Annotated in this window: 18 protein-coding genes and 2 pseudogenes; 13 read left to right on the top strand and 7 right to left on the bottom strand. The window is 34.9% G+C overall.

Going from position 1 to position 25425, the window contains the following annotated elements:
• Positions 1-34: 34 nt before the first annotated feature.
• Positions 35-940, top strand: coding sequence for a ketopantoate reductase family protein (locus ACYUJ6_RS05615; protein WP_461844858.1), 906 nt, complete (start codon positions 35-37; stop codon positions 938-940).
• Positions 941-1127: 187 nt separating this feature from the next.
• Complete coding sequence (locus ACYUJ6_RS05620) at positions 1128-1880, top strand: IclR family transcriptional regulator (RefSeq protein WP_461844859.1); 753 nt, start codon at positions 1128-1130, stop codon at positions 1878-1880.
• Positions 1881-2180: 300 nt separating this feature from the next.
• Here ACYUJ6_RS05620 and pepV read toward each other — a convergent pair whose 3' ends face one another.
• Both pepV and ACYUJ6_RS05630 read right to left on the bottom strand, forming a co-directional pair.
• The gene (gene pepV / locus ACYUJ6_RS05625; protein ID WP_461844860.1) at positions 2181-3572 is read right to left on the bottom strand and encodes a dipeptidase PepV; all 1392 of its coding nucleotides are present in this window, start codon (positions 3570-3572) and stop codon (positions 2181-2183) included.
• A 298-nt stretch (positions 3573-3870) separates the two neighbouring features.
• A pseudogene (locus ACYUJ6_RS05630) lies at positions 3871-4167 on the bottom strand (SDR family oxidoreductase); the annotation flags it as partial.
• A 229-nt stretch (positions 4168-4396) separates the two neighbouring features.
• Here ACYUJ6_RS05630 and ACYUJ6_RS05635 point away from each other — a divergent pair.
• From ACYUJ6_RS05635 to ACYUJ6_RS05655, 5 genes are all read left to right on the top strand, one after another.
• The gene (locus ACYUJ6_RS05635; RefSeq protein WP_461844861.1) at positions 4397-7117 is read left to right on the top strand and encodes a cell wall-binding repeat-containing protein; all 2721 of its coding nucleotides are present in this window, start codon (positions 4397-4399) and stop codon (positions 7115-7117) included.
• Between the two features lie 23 nt (positions 7118-7140).
• Positions 7141-9399: a cell wall-binding repeat-containing protein gene (locus ACYUJ6_RS05640; protein WP_461844862.1), complete on the top strand. Its 2259-nt coding sequence runs from the start codon at positions 7141-7143 to the stop codon at positions 9397-9399.
• A 60-nt stretch (positions 9400-9459) separates the two neighbouring features.
• Positions 9460-13599: a DUF5050 domain-containing protein gene (locus tag ACYUJ6_RS05645; protein WP_461844863.1), complete on the top strand. Its 4140-nt coding sequence runs from the start codon at positions 9460-9462 to the stop codon at positions 13597-13599.
• A gap of 72 nt (positions 13600-13671) precedes the next feature.
• Positions 13672-14448, top strand: a complete 777-nt coding sequence (locus ACYUJ6_RS05650; RefSeq protein ID WP_461844864.1) for an Ig-like domain-containing domain — start codon at positions 13672-13674, stop codon at positions 14446-14448.
• A gap of 52 nt (positions 14449-14500) precedes the next feature.
• Entirely contained in the window at positions 14501-15220 is a 720-nt protein-coding gene (locus ACYUJ6_RS05655; RefSeq protein WP_461844865.1) for a FlxA-like family protein, read from the top strand.
• A gap of 134 nt (positions 15221-15354) precedes the next feature.
• On the opposite strand, the gene ACYUJ6_RS05660 is transcribed toward ACYUJ6_RS05655, so the two are convergent.
• Complete coding sequence (locus ACYUJ6_RS05660) at positions 15355-16077, bottom strand: polymer-forming cytoskeletal protein (RefSeq protein ID WP_461844866.1); 723 nt, start codon at positions 16075-16077, stop codon at positions 15355-15357.
• 18 nt (positions 16078-16095) lie between these two features.
• A complete protein-coding gene (locus tag ACYUJ6_RS05665; RefSeq protein ID WP_461844867.1) occupies positions 16096-16725 on the bottom strand; it encodes a YhbD family protein in 630 nt (209 codons plus the stop codon).
• Between the two features lie 153 nt (positions 16726-16878).
• Here ACYUJ6_RS05665 and ACYUJ6_RS05670 point away from each other — a divergent pair.
• Both ACYUJ6_RS05670 and ACYUJ6_RS05675 read left to right on the top strand, forming a co-directional pair.
• A pseudogene (locus ACYUJ6_RS05670) lies at positions 16879-17010 on the top strand (PadR family transcriptional regulator); the annotation flags it as partial.
• 311 nt (positions 17011-17321) lie between these two features.
• Entirely contained in the window at positions 17322-19349 is a 2028-nt protein-coding gene (locus ACYUJ6_RS05675; RefSeq protein ID WP_461844868.1) for a methyl-accepting chemotaxis protein, read from the top strand.
• Positions 19350-19424: 75 nt separating this feature from the next.
• Here the strand turns inward: ACYUJ6_RS05675 and budA are convergent, their stop codons facing one another.
• Complete coding sequence (gene budA, locus ACYUJ6_RS05680) at positions 19425-20141, bottom strand: acetolactate decarboxylase (RefSeq protein WP_461844869.1); 717 nt, start codon at positions 20139-20141, stop codon at positions 19425-19427.
• Between the two features lie 115 nt (positions 20142-20256).
• A complete protein-coding gene (locus ACYUJ6_RS05685) occupies positions 20257-20715 on the bottom strand; it encodes a DUF441 domain-containing protein (protein WP_461844870.1) in 459 nt (152 codons plus the stop codon).
• Positions 20716-21078: 363 nt separating this feature from the next.
• On the opposite strand from ACYUJ6_RS05685, the gene ACYUJ6_RS05690 reads away from it, so the two are divergent.
• The 3 genes from ACYUJ6_RS05690 to ACYUJ6_RS05700 all read left to right on the top strand — a co-directional run bounded on the left by ACYUJ6_RS05690 (position 21079) and on the right by ACYUJ6_RS05700 (position 23287).
• The gene (locus ACYUJ6_RS05690) at positions 21079-21819 is read left to right on the top strand and encodes a DUF434 domain-containing protein (protein ID WP_461844871.1); all 741 of its coding nucleotides are present in this window, start codon (positions 21079-21081) and stop codon (positions 21817-21819) included.
• Positions 21820-22186: 367 nt separating this feature from the next.
• Entirely contained in the window at positions 22187-22396 is a 210-nt protein-coding gene (locus ACYUJ6_RS05695) for a hypothetical protein (protein WP_461844872.1), read from the top strand.
• Between the two features lie 54 nt (positions 22397-22450).
• On the top strand, positions 22451-23287 hold the full coding sequence (locus ACYUJ6_RS05700; RefSeq protein WP_461844873.1) for a hypothetical protein: 837 nt from the start codon (positions 22451-22453) through the stop codon (positions 23285-23287).
• A gap of 19 nt (positions 23288-23306) precedes the next feature.
• Here ACYUJ6_RS05700 and ACYUJ6_RS05705 read toward each other — a convergent pair whose 3' ends face one another.
• On the bottom strand, positions 23307-24575 hold the full coding sequence (locus tag ACYUJ6_RS05705) for a DNA recombination protein RmuC (RefSeq protein ID WP_461844874.1): 1269 nt from the start codon (positions 24573-24575) through the stop codon (positions 23307-23309).
• A 285-nt stretch (positions 24576-24860) separates the two neighbouring features.
• Here ACYUJ6_RS05705 and ACYUJ6_RS05710 point away from each other — a divergent pair, with 285 nt between their 5' ends.
• On the top strand, positions 24861-25424 hold the full coding sequence (locus tag ACYUJ6_RS05710) for a DUF3867 domain-containing protein (protein WP_461844875.1): 564 nt from the start codon (positions 24861-24863) through the stop codon (positions 25422-25424).
• The last annotated feature ends 1 nt before the right edge of the window (position 25425 follow it).

The raw sequence follows: 25425 nt of genomic DNA on the forward strand, positions 1-25425 counted from the left end.
ATAAAAAATTGTATTGGATGAGGAGGATATTGTAATGAAAATAGCTGTAATAGGTGCAGGGGCAATGGGAAGCTTATATGGTGGATATATTTCAAAAGCTTTTGAAAACGTGTACTTGGTGGATGTCTGGAAAGAACATATAGAGGCTATTAATAAGAAAGGGCTAAATATAGATGAAGAAGACAAAAGTATAGTAATATATCCAAAAGCTGCAACTAATGGAGAAGATATAGGATATGTAGATTTGATTATTGTTTTTGTAAAATCTACCAGTACAGAAGAAGCCTTAAATAAAAATTCAGTTCTTTTAGGTCCTGATACTATTGTACTTAGTTTGCAGAATGGGTATGGGAATATTGCCCAGATAGAAAAGTATGTGGATGCGGATAATATTATTGCAGGAACTACGTCACATGGATCAACAATGCTGGGACCAGGACATATTAAACATGCTGGTATAGGAAAAACATATATCGGTTGGGCATATAAGAAGGAAGATAAAAGAATTAATAAGATAGCTGATATTTTAGTGAGAAGTGGATTTGATACTATCATTTCTAATAATATTATGGAGTCTATATGGTCCAAGCTTATAATAAATGCTGGAATTAATGCACTTACTGCAATTTTAAAAGTGGAAAATGGAGAAATACTTAAATATGAGGAAACAAAACAAATAATAAAAATGGAAGTTGGGGAAGCAGTTAAAATAGCAAGGGCTTCAGGTGTTTTTCTAAATGAAGATGATATGTATAAAAGGGTTATAAAAGTTGCAGGGGATACTTCAAAAAATAAATCTTCCATGCTTCAAGATATATTAAATAAGAAAAAAACTGAAATAGATAATATCAACGGAGCTATTGTAAAAGAAGGAAAAAAATATTCCATTGATACTCCTGTTAATCTTGTACTTACTAATCTTGTTAAATCAATTGAATAAAAAATATATAATATGATTGATAAAGGAAACTGCCATTGTAGGATGAAGATATGGTAGTTTCGCTTTTTCAGCTATGTCTAAATGATGTTAATAAGCTATAGCTTATTTTAGAATTCCATTCAACTATATGGTATAATATAAAATTATAATATAATTTTCATCAGATTGTAATAAGAGGAGGAGCATTGTGCAGCAAAAAAGCGATTATAATATAAATTCCCTGATTAAATCCATGAAGATATTGGAGTACCTGCTGGAAAATGGTGAGATGAGTATATTAGAACTGTCAAATACATCTAATATTGGCAAGAGTACAGTACATAGGATATTGGGAACCTTTAAATCCATTGGTTATGTTGATCAGAATGTGGAAAACAGTAAATATTATGCCACACTAAAAATATTTGAATTGGGAAATAAAGTTGTCAATAGAATACCATTAAAAAAAATAGTAAGACCATATATAGAAGAACTGTATGAAAAATGTCATGAAACTGTAAATTTTGCAGTTATAGATAAAAATGAAATAATATTTCTAGACAAGATAATTACAAGAGAGCCCTTAAGAATAGAATTGGAAGTGGGCAAAAGAGTACCTGCTTATTGTAGTTCCCTTGGTAAAGCAATTTTAGCTTTTAGACCTAATCTTGATATTTCACAATTTAATTTTCATAAGATAACAAATAACACTATAGATTCTCTAGAAAAATTTGAGGATGAGTTAGTTGAGATAAGAGAAAAAGGGTATTCAATGGATAATGAAGAATATATTAATGGATTAATATGTTTGGCGGTACCAATAAAAAATCAATTAAATAATTCAATTGGAGCTATAAGCATTGCTACACCGGCTGTTAGATTGAATGAGGAAAAAAAGGATTTGTTTATCAAGTTACTAAAGAAAACTTCTTTGAAAATAATGGAACACATTAGGTATTAAGATTCAATTCCGGACTATTATTTACTACATTGACAGCTGCAAATATTGGTGCAGGTCCTACCGTTGTATTACAGGTCTGGCATAGGAATCTGGTATATTGTCAGTGTGGATATTACTGGAATATGACAATGGAACTAAGCTGGAATGTACCAGCTTGCTCTATGTATTATTGGATAAATTCGGAGATAAAATAAGCAAAAAAATGTCAGTAGATTTGGTTTTTACACAAATCTACTGACATTCTCTAATGGGTATAGATTTAGTTTTCATATAAATCTATACCCATTAGTATATTTCTAACTATTTTGCAAGTTCATATATTGTATGAGCATATATTTTAGCATTCATTATTAGGTCTTCGATTTCAATATATTCATTAGCCTGATGGTCAAGATCTGGTTTCCCCGGGAATATTGGCCCAAATCCAATTATATTTGGAAGTTCCTTGGCATAAGTCCCTCCGCCTATTCCATAAGCTTTTCCTTCCTTACCTGTCTGCTCAGTATAAACATTGAGAAGAGTTTTAACCAATTTACTGTCTTCCGAGAAATAAAGAGGTTCATCAGCTTCTACTCTTTCTATTTTTGCACCGCATTCCCCAAATTTCTTGGAAAGGGTGTCCATGATTTTTTCACCTTTCACAGTAACAGGATATCTTATATCCAGCCATAGATCTGCCGCCTCTTCATTGATCTCGGCAACTCCTACATTCAGCGACAATTTTCCTGATGGTTTATCTTCACAAGCTATTCCAAGGGAAGTGCCTTCTGTTTCAAATCCAATATATTTATTGAAAAGATTTATATAGTCTGCAAGAGGACAGGATCCCTTTGCAACAGTTCCCAAGAAGTCAAAGGTCTGCATTATTGCATTCTTTCCTAATTCAGGCATACTTCCATGAGCACCTACTCCAAATGTGTGCAGAACTACATCATTCTTTACAACTTCAGCTTTCATATTAAAGCCTTTTTTATCTGAAAATTCCTTTACTGCTTTTATAATGCCTTCAGTATCCTTTGCGGCTATTACAGTTTCACATTTGTCAGGTACCATATTGGGCCTTATTCCACCTTTTAATGATTTAATTGCAATTCCGCAATTACAAGGACTTAATTTTTTAACAACGTGAAATCTTCTTATACCCTTTTCAGCATTTATAAGTGGATACATGGCATCTGGTGTAAATCCAGATACTGGGGCCTTTTCTTTTTTATTATAGACATGCATCTCGGAACTTCCTGTCTCTTCATTTGTTCCAAAAATAACCCTTACTTTTTTTGAAAGAGGTATTTTAAGATCCTTTATGGCCTTTAATCCAAAAAGAGCTGCAATTGTCGGACCCTTATCGTCCAGTGTACCTCTTCCAAAAATCTTGCCCTCATGAATTTCTGCTCCATAAGGCGGGTGAATCCAATTATCTCCTTCCGGTACCACATCCATATGTCCCAAAACTGCTACATAATCTTTTCCCTCACCATATTCTGCATATCCATAATATCCTTCTTTTTCTTTATATGTGCTGAACCCAAGGTTAGCTGCAATTTCAAGAGCTTTGTCCAGTGTTTTTCCAACGCCTTCGCCAAAAGGCATACCTGATTTTCCTTCATCCTGAGTACTTTTAATTTTAACTACTTCCTGAGTTGCCTTAATCAGCTCTTCTTTCATTTCATCAATTTTTTTATTAAGTTCCATTTATATTCCCCCTTGTTTTTGATGGCTTTTTATCAAGTGAAATTTATATTTATTATGATCATTGTATACTTTTTTATATATTTTTTCAATATAAGTGAATTTTTTATTGAATAAACCTGCTTTACATGATAAGCTTTATTCAATTTTCTAAATAAATTCCAGATCAGAACTATATCTGAATGACTATTAAAAAAGTTTCAGCTCATTTGCAATTTGGTCATTTTTATTTTCCATACCACATAAGGGGGAAAATAGAAAAACCACCAGCTTAGCTGATGGAATGTTATTCAAATATCAATTAACTCATGACTATTCCGCCGTCAGTAATATAAGCCTGTCCTGTAATGTAATCTGAATTAGGTGAAGCCAGGAAAGATACTAGATCGGCTACATCTTCAGGTTTTTGGGGTTTTTCCATTGCTATCTGCTTGCAATATTCGGAAAAAGCCTCTCCTTTTTTAACACCAAGATAAGGTGCCAGACTTTCGTCAATTTGTTCCCACATATCTGTGGCTACAATACCAGGACAATATGCATTTACTGTAATTTTAGGAGCTAATTCACGTGCCAGTGCCTGTGTAAAGCCTCTTACGGCAAATTTGGTTCCACCTAATTATATAATGAAAAATATGGAATGTCAAACATTAAATGGAAGAACACAATTAAAAAAAGGAAGTGTCCCGGAAGGAGTTGGAGGCTTTTTTTATTTATATATACTAAAGTATTTTAGATAAGCTGCCGATAAATTAAGAGAATAAATAAAACGAAGGTTAAGTAATGATAATGGCTGTTATTTATATCATGGATTATTTGGAGGAAAAACTGTGATTATAAGAAAAAAATTTATATTTGGTTTTATATTGTCAATTATTCTTGGATTTACCTTATCATACAGGGTTAGTGCCTCTGCTCCCATTACAAAGAGACTGGCAGGTGCAGACAGGTATGAAACCTCTTTAAAAGTTGCACAGGATGGATGGTCTTCCTCCTATTATGCTGTTTTGGCCTGCGGAGAAGATTATCCGGATGCATTGAGTTCCGTGCCTCTGGCAAAAAAATATGATGCACCTGTACTTTTGAGCCATAGAAATTATGTAGATAGTTATATAATTGATGAAATGAAAAAACTTAATGTAGGCAGGGTATTTATAATAGGGGGAACAGCTTCCATAAGTGACAACATAATAAACCAGTTGAGTTCCATTGGAATACAGACGGAGCGGATAGGAGGAACTGACAGATATGATACTTCAGTAAAAATTGCTGAAAAGTTTGGAAAAGTCAATACTCTTATGGCAGCTACAGGGCAGGATTATGCTGATGCTGTGTCCATAGGAACGGCAGCTGCAGCAATGGGTGTTCCTGTGATTTTGCTGCCTAAGGATGTTATGCCCGATAGTACAAAAAAATACATAGAAGCTCTAAACACCACAATAAATGCGGATTATAACAATCCTCAGAAGGGACAAACTTCTGACGGCAGTAATCAGGGACAATTTAGAAACATGAAGGTGTTCGTAGTAGGAGACAACAGCGTGATAAGTGATAACGTGATCAGGGAATTTGAAAATACATTCAGGGATGATGTCAGCGACCAGCAATTTGGAAATGTAGAGAGAATAGGCGGTGCAGACAAATATGAAAGAAATATAAATGTAATAGCAAGGTTTGTTGAAAACTACAATACATCAGGAGATTATACAAGCAGCGGTGATCTTTTCAGCATGAATAATTTGTATATTGCTTCAGGAGATGGATTTGCCGATGCACTGTCTGGTGCAGCTGAAGCTGCAAAAAGCAAATCTCCTGTTATTCTTTCAGCATCGTCAAATTTGGAGCTTATAAAGAATTTTATTTTAACTAAAATACCTGATGACAATGAGGATAATGATGTGCCGGAATATCTTACAATTTTGGGAGGACAGCTGGTGCTGCCGGATACCAGGGTAAATGATATCTTTGGGACTTTGCTTGGAGATGAAAATGTCAGTACGGGAGATTCTTCCGTAACGGATTTTAAAGACAGCAACCTGGAAAAACTTATAAGGAAAAAAGTTGGGAAAACCACAGGTACTCTGAATTATTCTGATTTAAAGAATATTACATCCCTTGATTTAAGCAATGAAGGAATAACTAATATTGCCGGATTGGAAAATTGCACAAATTTAAGCAGCCTGGATTTAAGCTTCAATCAGATAAGCAGTGTGAAACCACTTTTTAGACTGTACAACCTTCAGGATTTGAATTTGAGTCACAATAAAATATCCGATGTATCCTATTTGTCCAATATTACAGGTTTGAAACAGCTGGATTTAAGTGATAATGATATAAGTACATTGTCATATTACAGAAAAGATTCTAGTGATGATGATTCGGATGATGAAGATAAAGTGAGCGGCAGTGTATTCAAATATATGACCGGTTTAACTTCCTTGAATTTAAGTAATTCCAATGTAAGCGGGAGTTACAGCTATAAAAATTCAATAGACAGTTCAGATCTTGACAATTTGAAAGGATTGACAAATCTTGTTTCACTTAATTTAAAGGGGACAAATATAGGAAGCCTTGCCAATCTTGAAAAGATCACATCTTTGAATACTTTGAACTTAAGCAGCAGCAGCGTGTCCAATTTAAATTCGCTGGAAAAACTGACAAATTTGACCTGGCTGGATTTAAGTGATAATGACAGCATAGATGGAGATGATCTGAAACCGCTTCAGGATTTGACAGAACTTAAATATTTGAATTTAAGCGGTAATGATATAAATAAACTTACTTATTTGAACAAACTTTCAAATCTGACCACTTTGTATCTGGAGGATAATCCTATTTTGGATTATACACCTATATTACCTTATGAAAAATCTCTTTACTATAGGGATTTCGACATAAATAACATAAGCGGACAAACTGTGTATTCTTTAGATGATACTATTAATGCCCAAATAAAACAGCAGATAAATGATTTTCAGATTTCCTACAATTACAGCAATTATGACAAACTCAAATTCAGGGTGCTCTATGGTTCTTATGGAACTGGAGCTTATAGCGGAGTTCTTGAGAATCTAAAAAATGAGTCCCAGTGGCTTAATGAAAAAATAACCTATGGAGGATTAAGTGACGAGCAGCTCAGGGATGTAAGACTGGATCTTTCAAATACCCAAAATGAAATTGCAGACATAAGTAAAAAAGATGAAATGAACATGAAGGTAAAGAGTCTGGAAAATCAACTTTCTACATCTTACAATGCTTTAGATATGGAGAGAATCATAAACAGGATCAACTATATATATTCCGATTATAGATATGATTATTACAGGAATTTGGCAGATAGGGCTTCTGAGGATGTACAAAATATAGAGGCACGGATTCAGACTATTGGATTGCAGAGTCCGGGGTACAGCAGCAGCAATATCATTGATGATCTTCAAAATACACTTGAGCAGAGACAAAAGGAGAGAAATTTTGCACAGGAAAAGATAACCATGTACGACAATTATAGAAATTTTTTCAATGCTGTTGGTGAAGTAATTGATGAAAACTGAAGAAGGGAGTATCTTTATAAGTTATGAGCAATTTTAAAATGAAAAAAGTACTTAAAAGCAGAAGACTTGCCTTTTTGGTTGCAGCAGCTGCAGTAGCGGCATTTATGGGTACTGCAAAGGTGTATGCATCTCCGGCAGTTGACAGATATGGCGGTTCAAGCAGATATGAGACAGCGGCAAAGCTCTGTGATGCAGGGTGGAGTACAAACACCGATTATGCAGTGCTGGTAAACGGGGAAAATTATCCGGATGCTCTTTCAGCGGCACCCCTGGCAAAAAAATACAATGCACCAATACTTTTAACCGGCTATAATAATCTGAATCCATACACATCTTCGGAACTTACCAGGCTGAATGTAAAAAATGTATTTGTAATCGGCGGCAAGGCAGTGGTGTCCCAGAGTATAGAGGATTCTCTCAAAGCCAGGGGAATGAAGGTTACTAGAATAGGCGGCAGTGATAGATATGATACGGCATTGAAAATAGCCGCAAAAATTGGGAAAAGCAGTGAAGTGGCTGTAATAAATGGAAATGATTTTAGAGCTGGAATGACAATAGCCTCCATAGCTGCTTTGAAGGGAATGCCTGTAATACTTACTGAAGGAGATTATATGCCTGAAGGAGTGAAAAAGTATCTTGGAAAATCTTCTAAATTTGATCAGATATATGTAATAGGAGATGAAAATACTATAAGCAGCAGTATTTTAGAAGGTATTTCCAATGTGAGAAGAATAGGTTCAGGGAATGCATATGCCAGAAATGTAAGTGTAATAGAGGCTTTTAAAAATGAAGTGAATACAGGAACCCTTTATGTGGCGTCTGCCAGGGATTTTCCTGATTCATTGGGAGCATCTGCACTGGCTCCTCAGACTTCCTCACCGGTACTATTTGTAGACAGCCCGTTGGATCAGGCTACAGCTGATTTTCTCAAAACCCACATAATAAATGATTTGAGAATAATGGGAGGGGAGCTGTCTGTAAGTGATGATCTGGAGAAAGCAGTTATCAGCCTTCCACTGCAGGTGGGAAATACGGACAACATGACGGATACCATATGGCAGAACGAGAAGTATACTCCCAGTGCTACCATGATGATAACGGCTACGGACGGAACCAAAAAGGAGATGGCTGTGGATTGGAACCTGACCCAGGTAAATACAACAAAGCCGGGCATTTATACTTTCAAGGGAACTGTAAAGGGAACTGACAAAATTGTATACACCACTCTTACTGTAAAACCACTTCCTTACAAGATCGATGATTTGGAGGATACGGCAGTGAGCAGGGAAAAATTTGATCTCCCAACTACAATTTCAGCCCAGATGACAGATGGTACTACAAGTCAGGTACCTGTATCCTGGGATTATGGAACACAGTCGGGAAACAAGCCTGGAGTTTACGTGTTTTATGGAACGGTGGATAAATACAGCAAAAAGGTAAAGCTTACACTTACAGTTGCTGACAGCGGTGAAACAGTGAAGACCATAAAGTCCATAGACAATATAAAAGTTACTGTAAGCGACAAATCTTCATATACACTGCCTTCTGAGGTTCCGGCAACAATGAGTGACGGTTCCGTTCAAAGCGTCAGGGTAACCTGGGGGGATGAAAACCAGTATGCAAAAGGTGTCTATACTTATTCCGGAACTGTGGATGGCTACAGCAAGAAGGTAAATCTCATGCTTATAGTTACAGGAGAAGGCGGACAAGATCCTAAAGATCCAAATTATCCGGATAATCCAGGGGACAATGATGCATCAGATCTTGGAGAATTGCAGGCTATAATTCAAGGAGAGGCATATCCTTCTACTGTAGTGGATCCAAAGACCAAAAAGCCTGTGAAGGTGACCTGGACAAAGGCTATTAATATAGATGCAACTTATGTGGATAAAGAAAATGTAGATGATTGTAGAATTTCAGAGGTTACCCTGGAGGGTACCATAGGAAACAACACCAAAGTCAAGGCTACAATAGGAATAATTCCAAGGATACTTGGAATTACAACCAAAAATAATACGAGCAATACTTTAATACCGGTAGTTATACCTATAAGAAATACTGGAATTTACAATATGTCGGAAGCTACAGATGAACTGAGAGCCGTTATAATAGATCCTGTGACTGGAAACAGGGTTCAAAAGAAAGTTACTGTTCTTTTGTGGAATCCTCCTTATGTAAGTGTTGGAAATTCACAAAATTACAATGTTACAGCAACTATAAATAATTATATAAATTCAAAAGGGACCAATACATTGGATGTTACTTTACAGGTTCAACACTAAAAATTTGTTGTAACTGTGCGAATATAGTAATAATTATTAAAAAAACGGGGAGGAATATAATTGAAGAAAACAAAATTGCTGGTTATGACTGCAGCTGTGATGCTTGGGCTAAGTACTGCAGTGTATGCCAAACTGCCGGCAAATTCATTGATAGTTGGAAATAATGTTTATGACATGGGTTATCTAAATAATTCAGCCAATTTGGCCAATATAAACGACCAGCTTATGAATAATCCGGGAAAAATATATTATGTAGGAGGCGACGGTGATGCAAAGGATATATTCAGCAATTCTCCAGAACCTGAGGAAAAAATTGTAGCATATTCAGGTGGTGTATTGACTTATTATAATGCTTCAGGAGTAAAGAAAAAAATTGTCAAGGGTGCAGACGGTAAGTTTGCAGACCCTACTGATGTAAATACAAGCATGTATGCCATAGTGAATGTAACTTATAATCAAATAGCTACAGGATTCAACATATATACGGTAAAGGTGTCGGAAATGTCCGGAGTTAAAAACGCAGCATATTTTAAAGTGGGGGACAGTGCAGTTACACCTCTTACAGATACTGTTACTTATATAGGAAACAATTTACTGGGAAATGGATCCATACTTTCCATATATGACAGTGATGGAATTACGGAACTTGCCAATGGATATATAAATTTTAACCAGGGTACATCTACATCAGGAAGTTTTAATTCTTCTGTAATTCTGGCTGCAACTTCCGCATTGGATCCAACCTATGACACTGTTCACGGCAACACTGCCTCTAATTTGGCCAACACCGGTTTTGCAGCTGTGGATGAAGACGGCCAGTGGATTTATTATGAAAATACTGCAGACAAAAACAAACTTTACAGAAAAAGTGTTACAGGTACTGAAGACAGCGTTATAGGAAATGATGAGGTCCAGTATATAAATGTAGTGGAGGACTGGGTGTATTACAGCAATTACAGCGACAGCGGCAGAATATACAAAATAAGAACTGACGGAACCCAGAGACAGAAGGTTTCCGATGATGAGATGGCTTCCTGCTTGAATGTAGTAGGTGACAAAATCTACTTTATAAATGGTTCTGACAGGGGAAGAATATATGTGCACGATTCCCAGGGCAGCAGACAACTGCTGTCTGATACTGCTGAATGTTTAGGAGTAGGAGATAATTTTTTATTTTATATAAATGCTTCTGACGGAAACAAGCTGTACAGCTACAATTTGATGAACAACTCCAAAACCAGATTAAGCGATGTGGATACGGAATTTATAAGTGTTGCAGGTGATTATCGTATTTTTTACACAGGGAAAGATGGAAAACTCTACACCTCCATGGGGACGTATACCAAGAATCCCACTCCCCTAAGCATAATTACAAATGTTCCCCAAAAAGGAAAGGGAAATACAAATTTAAATGGACAGATTGACAAGGCCACTGTTATACTGGGGCTGGACTATGACAATATATACTATATAAGTTATGTAGACAAGGGTAAAATATACAAGCTTGACAGCACTGGAAACGGCTATAAGGTAGTGGATGACTCCGCAAGCTATATGAACATAGCAGGTGATACCCTGTATTATATGAAATCTGAAAAAGCCTATGTCATATCCAGGGATTCCGATGGAACTGCAAAGGGCACTGCTGTGACAAAGCCACCATTAAGTGAGAAAGTAAAGTATGTATATGAACTTCCTACATATTCTACAGATGATATAGCAAAATTCAGTTTTCCTGAAAGGGTTTCTGCCATGATGAGTGACGGAACCATCCGCCAGCTGGTGGTAAACTGGGATAAGGACAACCCTAAGATACAAAAGGGAGTATATAACTTTTCAGGGACAGTACTTGGCTATGGTACAAAGGTTACTATGAGCGTAGCCCTTGATTCAGGTACGGTAAATGCAAATAATATAACAGCTGTAAACAACATAGGCAAAAATGACAGTGTAACGGTAAATGGTGCAAATACTAATTTAAAACCTGGAGATGTAATAAGTCTATACGGCAGTATGTCCGATACCAAGCCTATGAAGACTGCAGCAGTTAACAGCAGTTACAAAGCTGTTTTGTCAGGCCTTGATCTGGATCCTGAGGGAACAGTCCTATATGTAACTGTAACTTCCAAGGACAGGGCAGAGGGAAGCAAAGTTGCAGTGTATTGTCCTGCTGAGGCACCTTCCGGATTTTATGTTGATGCACAGAATCAGCAGATAAATGGATTGAAGCCGGGCAAAAAATATAAGATCTACATAAACGACGAAAATCCAGATGGAACAACTCCGGCGCTTCCAGAAGATTATGTGGAGGCTGCAGCAGATGAAAAGGGCAGCATAACTGTAAGCAACATGCAGTCCAAGATACTTGGCAGTTCAGACAAAAAACAGATGCTTAGATTGGTGATTGAAGGAAATGTGGACAGCAAACCGTCACAGCCAATAGAAATAAGCAAGGCAGCAGTACCGGATTCTGTATACATAGATCTGGTTTATGGAAGAATCGTAGGAAGTACCCCAGGAATGCAGTACAGGTACAATACAGATGACTGGAAGGATTGTCAGGGAGGAAGTACATCTATTTCAACCACACTGTCCCTGCAGGTTCAGCTGAAGGTAAAGGCGGATGGACCTGTAATGGAAAGTGATGTGGCAACCTATGGCCTTTTCCCTGTACCTGAAATAACAGGAATTGAAAATGGAAAAATCTATTCCACCGGAGAGTATGCCGACGGAAAGAGCACATTCCCTGAGGTAAGCTGGAACAGCGATACGGACAATATAAAATATACTGCTTTACTTGCTAAAAAGGACGGCGCTGTAGTGGATGACAAAGTGACTCCTTCCACTTTGCTGGGAGATTTGAAGTCACAGGGAGATGGAGACTATGTATTAAAAGTAACTGGAACGAAAACAGATCCTAAAATGAATCCGTCTAGTGTTTCAAACAGCAAAACTGTGAATTTCACAGTTAATTCAGCTGCACCTTCAAAGGTGGATATAAGCTTTGCAGAAAAACCGGGGTCGGATGGAATAACTTATTACGAAGCTACTCCTCAGTGGATGGATCTTGGAGGCACATATAGTTCAGTTCAGCTTATTAGGACAAAAGAAGCTGAGGGAACCGCTGGGAATGTAATCTATACTGACATACCAAATCCTGCTACAGTGGCCTTTGTTCCGGGAAATACCATAACCCAGGATGGAGAGTATAAGCTTATTGTAACTACTACCAGCAGAGAAAATGGAGCAGTCAGTACTGCGGAAAAGACATTCAGAGTTGATCCTATTGACAGGGCGGTTTCACCTGATGTAACAGTAGTGTCCAGCGGTGGAATTTATACATCTGCAGTAACGCCTGTAATTACAGATAAAGAAAACTGTACTACAAAGGCAGCTATAATGCTGAATGGAAATTCCATCCCATATACTTCTGGAAGTACTTTGACTGTTAATGGTCAATATGTACTTGTACTTGATACTACAAACAATATAAACGGAAGTACGAAAGAGACAAAGATTCCGTTTACTATAGATGATGCAAATAACAATATGTCTCAGGAGATAGATAGCAGTGATGTTACAGTAAACAACAATCCTTCTGGTGATGATACCTTGGAGGTATCCAATATACCATACGAATCTAAGGTCAATGTATACAATATGGCAGGTAATTTAATAGGTACTGCAACCAATAAGGGATCAACAGGTTCTGTGAATGTGACTGTAACGGGAGGAATATCGGCTGGAGATACCGGTGTATATGTAACCAGGACGGATTCGGGAAAACAGGAGAGCAACAAAGTAAAAATACCTGTAACCTTAGTGCCAAATATAAAATCAATTTCTCCGACAATATTTACTGAAACACCGGATAATGATGGTTCTATTTCTGGAATTGGCACAGATGGTCTGGCAACTCAGATGATAACATTAGAAATACAGAATGGTACAATAAATGAGGGTATAAGAAACTCAGATGTAAATGCAGAAAATCTGCCTGCAGGTCTGGATTATACTGTAGAAAAACTGGATGATACCCATGTGGGAATAAAAATTACAGGGAAAGCTTCCGCAAACAGCAAATCGGACAGTATAAGCAATCTGACATTTACCATAAATTCATCTGGTATGTCTGCTGTAACCGGTGGAACTGTTAAGGATGTTGTTACAACTCCAATTACCATAAATTTTAGTGATTAGTTGGAATAAGTTATACAAAACAGTCCTAGTAATAGGGCTGTTTTTAAAGATAATATTTAGGGAGGTCAAAAATTGAAAATTATAAAACACAAAGCTTTGATTTTTGTTTTAACAGTGTTTTTTTGTACTTTCTGTGGTGCTTCAGGTGCTTTGGCTGCAGAAAATTACAATGACATGGGTACAAAAGTCATAAGTGATTCTAAAAAAATCTGGATATTGAAGTTCAACAGACCTGTGGATATTGACTCCTTGAAAAGCAGTATAACTGTAAAGGATACTACAGATGGAAAAAATATCAGCGTAAGTGTTTCAGCAGGAGATGACGAAAATTCCGCAAAGATAAACCCACCTTCAGCAGGCTATGAAGCCAAGCATAATTATAGTCTTGTTGTAGAGAAAAATGCCAGATCTAAAAGTGGGAAGAACTTGTCCAAGTCCGTGGTGCTTAATTTTGCCCTAAATGCAAACCCAGTGACCCCTGTACAGCCAGGAGGAGGTGCTGCTGGCGGAGGCGGTGCTGCTGGTGGAGGCGGAGGAGGTGCTGGCGGAGGCGGCGGCAGTACTCCTGATGATGCTGAAAAATATACTATTTCCGCCAATGTGGAAGTATCCCCTATTTTAAAAGAAATTAAAAAGATGACTATATCCACAAATTTACCCGGTGTCACCCAATATAAAATAGATGGTAATAGTAAATTTTTTGACATTGGAAAAGAATCGGCTTCAATTGTAGTAAATGATACAGTTCAGATTTATTTATGTGATGAAAATGGGTATCTTCTGGGAACTTGTAATCTTGATGTAAGCTCTACAAAAAATAATATCAGCATTGAGGTAGAGCAGATATAATTTGGAAAAGAGGGTAATCCTCTGGGGAGTGTTAAAACAAGGAGGATAAGGTATGATAGATTCAATTTCATCTATGGATAATGGAAGAGGCATAGTTGGTATGAAAATTGGGAATTCTACTGATTCACAAGTAAAAGCACTGAGAAGTCAGGAATCCTCAGTACAAAAGCAAATAGAAAGTATAAAAAATGGCAGTGCCGATATAAAAACCAAACAGCAGCTAATAGAGCCATTGGAGGAGCAGATACAAAATATTGAGGCACAAATCCAACAGCTGCAAATAGAGAATATGAGTAAGGATGATTCTGTGAATGATAAAGATTCTTCAGTTAAGAGGAATAAACAAGATGTATCAGGTAATATGGGAGGCAGTATTGAACTTTCACGAGATGCTTTATTTTTTAATCTGTCAAATATGTATACACAGATTAAAAGTGCTAATTCTGTGAGAAAAGATATGGAAGGAAAAGCTAGTGAATTGAAGTCTGATGCTAAACTTGATTCTATGACTGGAACTGGAAATGCATATATGGTTAAAAAAGAAAGTCATGAGGCTGCTTCCTTTAAGGGCAAGGCAATTGGCTTGGAGTCCAAAATTGGCAGGGTAAACCATGTTCTGAATGAAAAAATAAAAAGTACGGCGGATAAAATGGAAGAACTGAGCAATAACGGTGTCAATAAAATTAATGATGATAAGAAAAGCACTGATAATAAAATTCCAGACAGCAATCTAAAAGAAGATGATGAAAAACAAGTGGATACATTTGCATAATTATTAGGGCAGCTGTTATTTGAAAAAAATAATCCCCTCGAGGGAAGTTACTACCTGGGAGGAAGTGACCAAAATTGACCATCAGTTAGTGCTGCAGCTAATTGATGGTCTTGATTTTTGCTTAAATTATCCTTCTAATCTATTTTTTTGCAAAGGGTTTTGGAATTTTGCCCTATATCCACAGTGTTCCTATATTCAACTCTTTCAATATTACAATTGGGTCCTATTACAACATTATTTCCTCTTACTATTTTGGAATCCGTATTTTCAAGATAAATATCGTCTCCTTCAATTACATCTGTTATAAGTTTTGCATAATTGGAAAACAAATTTATCATTTTAATAAACAAATTGCTTGATCCTGCTTTTACCTGTATGTTTTCTCCGCCTATTTCTTTGGCTCTGCATTTCCCATACATTTCTACATCTATATCATCTGCATTTAATAATCCACCTATATTAAAATTTCCTCTTACATTAAAATTTTCTGCTTCACAGTCACCATTTATGGATATTGAACCTGATATTTGCACATCTTCAGCATTTAAATTATTTTCTATGTGTGTTGAACCGCTTACCTTAACTTTTTTGGAAATTATATGGCCCAATATGTGGGAGGATCCACTTACAGACAGTTCTTCTGAATCAAGGTTTCCGCATATTTTAGTGCTGCCGCTGATTCCAAATATCCTGGACTTTACATTTCCCTTTGCAGTGGAAGAGCCTGAACATTTATAATAATTACAATTTATATTCCCGTCTATTTTAACTGAACCGCTGATTTTTACTTCATTATAACTTCCACCGTTTATTGATCCTGATCCGGATATTTTTATATCCGATAATTTATTCTCCATTTTAATACTTCCTCTCATTTATAATATCAATTTAGATTTTAATTTTTCCACACATTCTCCAGTATTTATTTTTAATACCAGAACTGCTTCATCTTCAATATATATTTCATTTGGTATCCTCATAAGAAGACATATTCCTATGCCAAGTTTTCTTATAAGAACTACATCAAAATATTTACCATCAAAATTTTCATAGTTTTTTCCCAAAGTATGAAGTACCAATTTAGCTTCTTCCAAACTTGCTTTACCGGACTTTATGAACTTGTCTGCAATAGTCATAAATAAAATCTGATTAAAATAAAATCCGCTTATTTCTTTATGTATACTCTTGTATAAATCTATTGTCTGTTTTGAAACAATGTTCTTTTTCAATATATCTTTTTCTTCCAGAAATGTTTGAAAAAAAGTTGGAGAAAAGATATCAGCAAGTTCATCTAAAGATACATCATCTTTAAAGCTCTTGATTTTTTTTATTCTATCCAGTATTTTATCCCTTGGAAAAAATGTTTCTTGTCCTGTAAAACTTGACCTTTTTATGAACCATTCTTCTGGTATCAACTTTTTTCTTTTCCATCTGTATAGTTGTCCATAGGAAATATCCATTAGTTTCAGCAGATCTTTTTTAGAAATTAGGTTTTCTTCTTTCATGTCTCATTCTCCTCACTAATTTCTTGAATAAAATCAGTGTAACATAACATTGTTACGCAGTCAAGAAAATTTATTGTTGGCTTTATCTATCACAGTCATATAATAATTTAAATAATATATCACTGTGATAGATAAAAATAGAGGTGAAGTTAATTGGCAAAAGTAAATAAGACAAAATATGCTCTTTTGGGAGTTCTAAGTATAATGTCCGGTTCAGGGTATGACATTAAAAAATTTTGTGATTCCTCCATAAGCCATTTTTGGAATGAAAACTATGGACATATGAAAGACAGTAAAGAAATATTAAAAAAAATAACTTCTGCAGGGACTTGAGTTGAAAAATTGTGAAATTTTCTCCACTTAAGTCCTTTAAAGGTTATTCATTATTATACGATAATAAGGTAAATTGTAAAGACAGGGGTGATGCGGCTGAATTTTTAAAGTACAACTAATAAAAACTATAATTAATATTACGGGAGAAAATATCAACAGTCTGTTTGATTTAAGTAAAGAATTATTGGCTTAAGATCCATTTTCATCGTAAAAGTTACAGTAAATAATTTAATCTAAGTTGTAGAAAGACGGGGGTAATAAATATGGAAATTAGAAAAAAAATGCCGTTGTTTATACTGCTTATAGTAGTAATTCCGATAGTTATTATAAGTTCAGCAGTTTATTTCTGGAATTCCAGATCGATGCTTAAAAAAAGTAAAAGCAATATGTCCATAAGTGCAAATCTGGTTTCAAATCATGTAAGTGATATTATAAAAAATGAACAAGATCAGGTATATATGCTGTCACAGGAGAATGAAATTATAGATGCGGCTAAAGAAAGGCAGCAGGGAAGCCGTCAGGATTTTCTGAATGCTTATGGTTATGATAAAAGTCCTGCTGATTTGATATTGGAAAGAAAATTTAAGCGGTTTCAAAATCATGAACATCTTTCTTTAATTGATCCTGATGGTATAGTGATTTGTGACAGTAATCCGGACAATATAAAAGTAGATTTGAGCAATAGAGACTATTTTAAACAGGCAATGTCAGGAAAAGAATATGTAAGTGATACTATACTTTCAAAAATAAATAAAAAATCTGTGGTCGTTTTTACTGCTCCGGTAAAAGATGAAAATGGAAAGGTTATAGGTGTTGTAGGTGACGCTGTTTATACAGACTTCTTTACAAATAGTCTGTCTAAGATAAAATTTGGTTCTACAGGATATGCCTACATGGTGGACAATAAGGGTATAATGTTGTCTCATCCGGATAAAAATAAAATACTAAAACCTGTGGAGAACAGTATTATAAAGCAGGCGGCTGATAAAATAGAAAAAGGGCAAAGTGTTGAAAGTGATGTGCAGCTATATAAATATGATGGAGATGAAAAGTTATCAGGATATGTTGTAATACCGGGTGTCAGATGGATTCTAACCACATCACAGAGCATGAGTGAGGTTAATGAAGACACCAGAAATATCTTATTTATAAACTGCATAATTGGAATAATTACAGTATTGCTGGCTGTTTTAATTGGATTAAAGTTTTCTTCAGGCATTACTGTGTCTCTTGGAAAATTACTGGCTTTAATGGATAGGGCATCTAAAGGGGACATTACTGTAAGATCAGATATATCAAGAAGTGATGAAATAGGAAAGTTAAGTACTGGTTTTAACAAGATGATTCAAAGTTTATCCGATATAATTAAAAATGTGAAAAATAATTCTGCAGATGTAGAAGAACAATCCATTAATTTATCTTCAGTTTCAGAGGAAATGGCATCTTCTTCACAAAATGTGGCAGATTCCATACAGGAGGTAGCTAAGGGAGCTGAATCTCAAGCAGAAGATTTGGTAAAAATCAATTCAATAGTAAATAATTTTGCAGTGGAAATTGAAAATATTGTGGAATCCATAAAGGAAATGTATAAAAATATTGGAGATATAAATGGAATGTCCGTGAATAGTAATGATAAGATGAAAATTGTAAAAGGTTCAATTAACGATGTAAGTAGTTCATTTAAGGATTTTCTGAAAAAAATTGATAACTTGGACAAGGGTATAAAACAGATAAACAGTATTATAGATATTATAAATGATATAGCGGATCAGACCAACCTTCTGGCCTTAAACGCTTCAATAGAATCTGCCAGGGTCGGAGAGGCTGGAAAGGGTTTTGCTGTAGTTGCAAATGAAATAGGAGAATTGGCGGAGCAATCTAAAAAATCCGCTAAAAATATAAGCACTTTAATAGGAAATATATCTGGTGATACAAAATTGATGGTACAATCTACAGGACTGATGAATGAAGAATTAAGTAAACAAATAGATGCCGTTGGAGTTTCTATTGAAGCTTTTAGAGATATTGCAAAGGCTGTGAAGATTGTAAATTCTAAAGTGAATGAGGTTCATAATTCAGCTTCTAAAATTGACAGTGAAAAAAATAAGATAGTTGATAAACTTGAAAGTGCGTCATCTGCGGCAGAACAGATATCAGCTTCAACACAGGAGATATCAGCTACTTCTGAAGAGATGAGCGCATCTACAGAGGAAATTTCATCTTCTGCTGATAAATTAAGCAATATGACAAAGGGTATGGCAGATTCCGTTAAAAAATTTAATATAGCTTAAGTGTGCGTCATGGGGCCGGATACTATTTCTCCTATTAAGCCTAAATGGGGGAGGAGGTGTTAGACCCCATGTATTTTATTTCTCCACTTTTTTTATTTCACTGTTTCTGTCTGCAACTTCCATGTTGTAAAAATATTTGTTATCTGGAAGTTCCATTCTGAAGCAGGAACATTTTTGTATAAGTATATCCGCATTTTTGATTGAAAATTCACTTATATGTCCTCCGGCTTTTTTATCCCTGCTTATAAAGTGAAAATGATATCCCGGAACATTGAGTCCTTCAACAAATGAGGGACATCTAAAACCAACTACATCTCCTTCAATGTCCTTATATTCAAAAACAGGTTGATCTTTAATGGCATCCACCATGGGTTTATAGGGTAATTCCTGCTTTACTACGGTTTTTGTTTTCATATGTTTAAATGTACCCTTCATATAAAAAGCATAAAATATATTTTTACTTTCTATAAGGTCATCAAGTTTTTTCTTTATATCATCATAGCAGCTGCAGCTTTTTATACTGCATATGTCATACTTTTCAAATTCAGTAACCACGGCAAAGGGCACTGATACATTTTTTATACATTTATAAACACTTCCATCGGGCCTGGTTCTGTAAAAATCACCATTTAATAGAGTCAATTCACCATCTAAGCCTTTAAAAGCACCTATTCCAAAGCTGCCCTTTTGAAGAAGTTTATTTAATGAGATGCATCCATCATACAACCCTGAAACCAATGCATTTATTGTGGACATCTGATATATGTGGTTTGGAACCTTTGATTCGTCCATTATACTCACCTCAAGATAATTATATCATATTAAGGAGTCTGAATTTTTAAGAATGAGAGATCCGACAAAAAGTTATTTTAGAAAATGTTCATGCCGAAGAAGCAGGTCCTTACATTTAAATCTTATGAAGAATTTTCAATCCCGCTGCAATTATTCCAGAGGTTATCAGTGGGCCTACGGGAACTCCGCCTAGGAATGCCGCTGCAATTATTGCACCTAATATTAAAGCCGGCATGACTTCACTGTGACCTTGTACAGTGAGATACTGCATCCCCAGGCCGCTTAAATAGGTGGTGAAAAGGGATACTGCAAGAGCAAATATTCCAAGCCATGATGTAAATACGCTTTTAATATTTATGTATTTTATATCTCCATTTGCTATTGGAATTAAGATAGAAGCCACAAGTATGACTATTCCCCAAAAAACACCCTTTTCTTCTAGTGATGGGAATATATATTTATCAATATTTAAAAGTTTTAAAAGTAAGAGTATACAGGTAGCTGTGGCCACAGAATTGGCTTTTCCAATAACTGCAGCTGCCAATATTACAATTAATATAACAGTTGATTCCAATACAATCATCTCCTCAACTAATATATGATCCATGGTATTGTATTATGAGTGAGAATTATGTTAATTTACCTGCTGATTTTACCTTTTATTTTCTATGGTTTGACGAAAATTCTGTAGACAGCCATATGATTTTTGCATTCAATAGCTTTTACAACTAGAACAAACCTGGCAGCTTGTTCATATTTACATAAATAATGCTTTAATATTAGCTAATGATTCTATGCCTGCATAAGAAGTAATTACAATTATAACAATACCAACTTCAGATAACCGATGCTAAAAGATTAAACACATTCATCTCAATAAATAGGGTAAAATAGATATTGATGAATCATATCTATGTTCATTGTAGGAGATATAATAATGTGTAAAAAATTAAAGATAGTCAACAGGGGAATTGATCCGCAAGATTGCAGATGGTTTTCAAAAGAGGCTGTTTTAAAGCTTCAAAAAGCTCAGCAGGAAGTAAAATGGCTTCTTGACAGAGACTATAACGGGCGTTCTGTTTTAGAAATAGTGGGAAATCATTATCAGTTTTCTTCCAGACAGAGAGATGCCCTCAGGCGTTCAACTGCACCGGATAAAAGAGTCAAAATAAGAAAAGAAAAGTGCATCTGTGCGGATTCATTAAAAAACAACTATTTGTATGTAGATGGGTTTAATTTGATTATTACATTGGAAACGGCACTTTCAGGAGCACCTGTGATACTGTGTAATGATGGAGCTTTTAGAGATTTAGCAGGACTTAGAGGCACTTACGGCATTATTGATAAAACTCAGTATGCATTAGATGCAATAGGAAAAGAGCTTGATAAAATTCATGTGTGCAGTGCTGACTTTTTACTTGACAGGGGTGTATCAAATTCCGGAAGATTAAAAAAGTTCATATTGGAGTGCTCTGCAAACTGGAACACTCATGTGGAAGTGAATCTTATGGATGCAGTGGATTCTTTTTTATATAAAAAAGAGAAGATAATAACAAGTGATTCTATAATACTTGATGAGTGTTCTAGCTGGTGTAACCTTGCCAGGCTTATTATAGGGGACTACATACCAGGTGCTTATATAATAAATTTAAGCGGCAAGTATAAAGATATTCATTGAAAATGCTAAAAGCCAGGGTGATTTAATAGAAAATATATCTTCTGTTATTTCAATTTCAAGCTGGGAAGGTGAAATGCCGTATTTTCTATTTTTTCTAAATACAGGGGTGCAATTGACATAGACTAATTTGTATTTTAAGAGTAAGATAATATATTCATAAAGTCTTCAAATTTAAGGAAGTTGCATTTTTGAACAAATTAAAATTTAAGGGAAAGATAATTACAGCATTTTCTATAGTACTGATTTTTACGTTGATATTTTTGACCAGTATAATATTTAAGGCAAGGGTGTAATAACTTATATAATAATTATGTTTATCATACTCATGATTGGAATATTTGTAGTTAGCTTGGTGTGTGTTAAGATTTTGTCGGAAAGTGTTGCTAAACCAATTGGTATAGTCAGCTCTAATTTGAGGAAGTATGCTGAAGGGGACTTTACAGCTGAAATCCCAAAAAAATTCTTAAATAGAAAAGATGAAATTGGAGAACGTGCGGGTTCATTAAATTCTATGAAAAAAAGTTTATCAACTCCTATTAAGGAAGTAGGTAATTGTTCTAATAATTTAAAATATTAAGGATTATTTAATATCACCCGATAATAAAATTAAATAGAAAGGGGAAAAGAGAAAATGATTAACCTTGTTTCAAATGTGATTAGTAAAAATAATATAATGAATATACATGGTAAAAAGAATAATAAATTGGCGGATTTAAATAAAAATCTGCAAAATCGGAATGCATTCAGTTCTGACTATTTTAAAATAGATCAATTGAGATGCCAGTTGAGGAACAGCCAAATAGCAGAGCAGCATATACAGCAGGGCGTATCAATTCTCCAGGAGAAAAACAAGGCCGTAAATGATTTGAGGAGCATGTCTAAAGAATTAAAACAGCTGTCTATAAAATATAATAGTGCTGATTGTACAATAGAAGATAAACAAGCTATGGAAAAAAGGGCAAAAGATATTATAGACAGTATGAATAATATAATGAATACCAGCTTTGGAGATAAGAGTATATTTGCAGGACAGCAGGTCAGAGTGGAAACCAGCCATGGCTCAAATATCATTGTGGACTCTGGACTTCATATAAGTATAGATCTGGATATGAACAAAAGTGATAAAAACAAAAAGAATGACTATAATTGCATACATATAGAAGGGAACTTAAGTATAGAATCCATATTAAAAGGTACCAATGACATAGAGGATAATTTGATAAAACCTCTGGATAAATGTTCGGATGAAATACGCAAACAAATGGTGTCACTTGTAAATGATGCCATGTACCAGGACATGATTTTGGTAATGGCAGCTAAGGGATTATCTTCGTTGGGGGATATTGATGAATATGAAGAAACTGCTATTATAAACAATTCCAGTATTATTCTTGAAAGTGCCGCTGAGGCACTGTATTCCCAAAGCTCAAATTTAGATAAGGACAGGGTTGCACAGTTAATAAAATAGGAATATTAAACAGCTCAAATCATTCCTTTTTTAATATGGAACTGCTTTTATCTAGGGGTAATTCTTCAACGGATCTTAATTTTCTTTCTATAGTTCTGGATTTTCTTGAGGCTGTTTCTATGGTATTGCTTGCTTCTTGAAGTTTTTTCTGAGTTTTTTCAAGAATATCACCGAATTTTGAAAATTGAGTTTTAACAGCACCTAGCAATTCCCAGACTTCACTGGAACGTTTTTCGATTGCCAGAGTTCTGAAGCCCATCTGAAGACTATTTAAAAAAGCTGATATTGTAGATGGTCCGGTTATTATGATTTTAAGATTTTTTTGCAGCTGTTCCATTAAACCGGCTTCTTTTACCACTTCAGAATAAAGGCTTTCCGTAGGAAGAAAAATAATGCCAAAATCAGTTGTATTTGGTGGATCCAAATACTTTTTGTTTACATCCTGAGCTTCAGATTTTATTCTGGTAATCAAGGCTTTTTTGGATTGTTCCACCAATAGCTTGTTTCCTTCTTCCTCAGCATCTAATAATTTTTGATAGTCCTCCTGTGGAAATTTTGAATCTATGGGAAGGTATATATATGAGTTTTTTTCATCTTTTGACGGAATTTTAATGGCAAATTCAACCCTTTCATTACTCCCGCTTTTTGTTGCCACATTTGTTTCATACTGTTCTTTTGTTAAAATGTCATCAAGTATGGAATTCAGCTGAATTTCACCAAATGTCCCCCTTACTTTTATATTTGTAAGAGCCCTTTTCAAATCATTGACGCCATTTGCAAGACTTCCTATTTCACCTAGCTGTTTATAGAGAATTTCAAGTCTCTGACTTATTGAAGAAAAAGAAGTTGTAAGTTTTTTATCAAGAGATTCATTGAGCTTTTCATCAACTAGATTTCTCATCTCATCAAGTTTTTTGCTGTTTTCATTTTGCAGTCCTAAAATTCTCGTTTCAATTGTTTCCCTCATATTGTTCAGCTTTTCTTCATTGGAATTTGTAAGGGATAAAAGCTGTTTGGAAAAACTGTCAAGTTGATTTTTTTGTATATCGGAAATATTTTTAAGAGTATTGGAAAGTTCAATATTAATTTCAGTCCTGGAAGAACTGGTTTCCTGTCTGTTTCTTGAAAATTCGTCCTTTATTGCAGAGGTTATGTTTACAAAAATGTCTTTTATGGATTTATACAAATCTGAAATGTTTTTTGAATCTGCACTGGTATTTTTTTTAAGTATTAATATAGACGTTAATACCAAATTTATAATTATAAGTATTACAGTAATAATTTCCATAAAGCCCCTCCCGTTAATAAACTGTTGTATTTATTATAATATTGTTTCGCTGGAAAATAAATAGATTTCATGGATTTAATATATTACATTTAATAGTGAACCACCATAAATTCCACACCAGCCAAACCCATTGCAGATAATGATAAAATTATTACGAGGATTGCTGCATTAAATTACAAATTGTATATTTTATATGAATTTATAGTATTATATTGTGAATTTTGATAAGATTAATACTAAAGGGTTTTTAGTTCATGTATTAAAGTATTGTGAGGAGGAATTTTTATGAGTGATAGAATTGTGAAATTTAATGATATTAAAAACAAGGCCAGAGAAAAAGATGTAGAAAAATTTGAGGATTATGTATACGGACTTTCCTATGATATGTCCCAAGGAAAGCTTTCCATGGGAGATTTCTATAAAAATATTCAGGAATATATGGAAAAGAACAATATATCCCAGGAAAAATTATTTAATATTCAAAAGGAACTTATGAAAAGATATGGATTTAATATGGAAGACATAGAAAAACAGATGAACAGTATGGGAATTAAGATGCCGCATTTAGACAAGAGTCCTGATTATGAAACCTTGAGAAAAACATTAAGCTTTCAGGAAAAATATAAGGAAGGCATGGGCAGTGCAGGTATGATCACCTATAATGTGAGAAATTCCTTGAATGATCTCAATGTGTTTATAAATGAAGAAAAAGTTATTTTAAAAAGTCAGGGAAAAATAAATCTACAGGATCCAGAGCTGAATGAATTTTTATGCTCCTATAAAAAGGTGGTAAAAGATAAAAAGCTTCAGATATCCCTGTGCGAAAATGCGGGAATTTTTGAATATTGAT

Source organism: Clostridium sp. JNZ X4-2 (genome assembly GCF_054889485.1).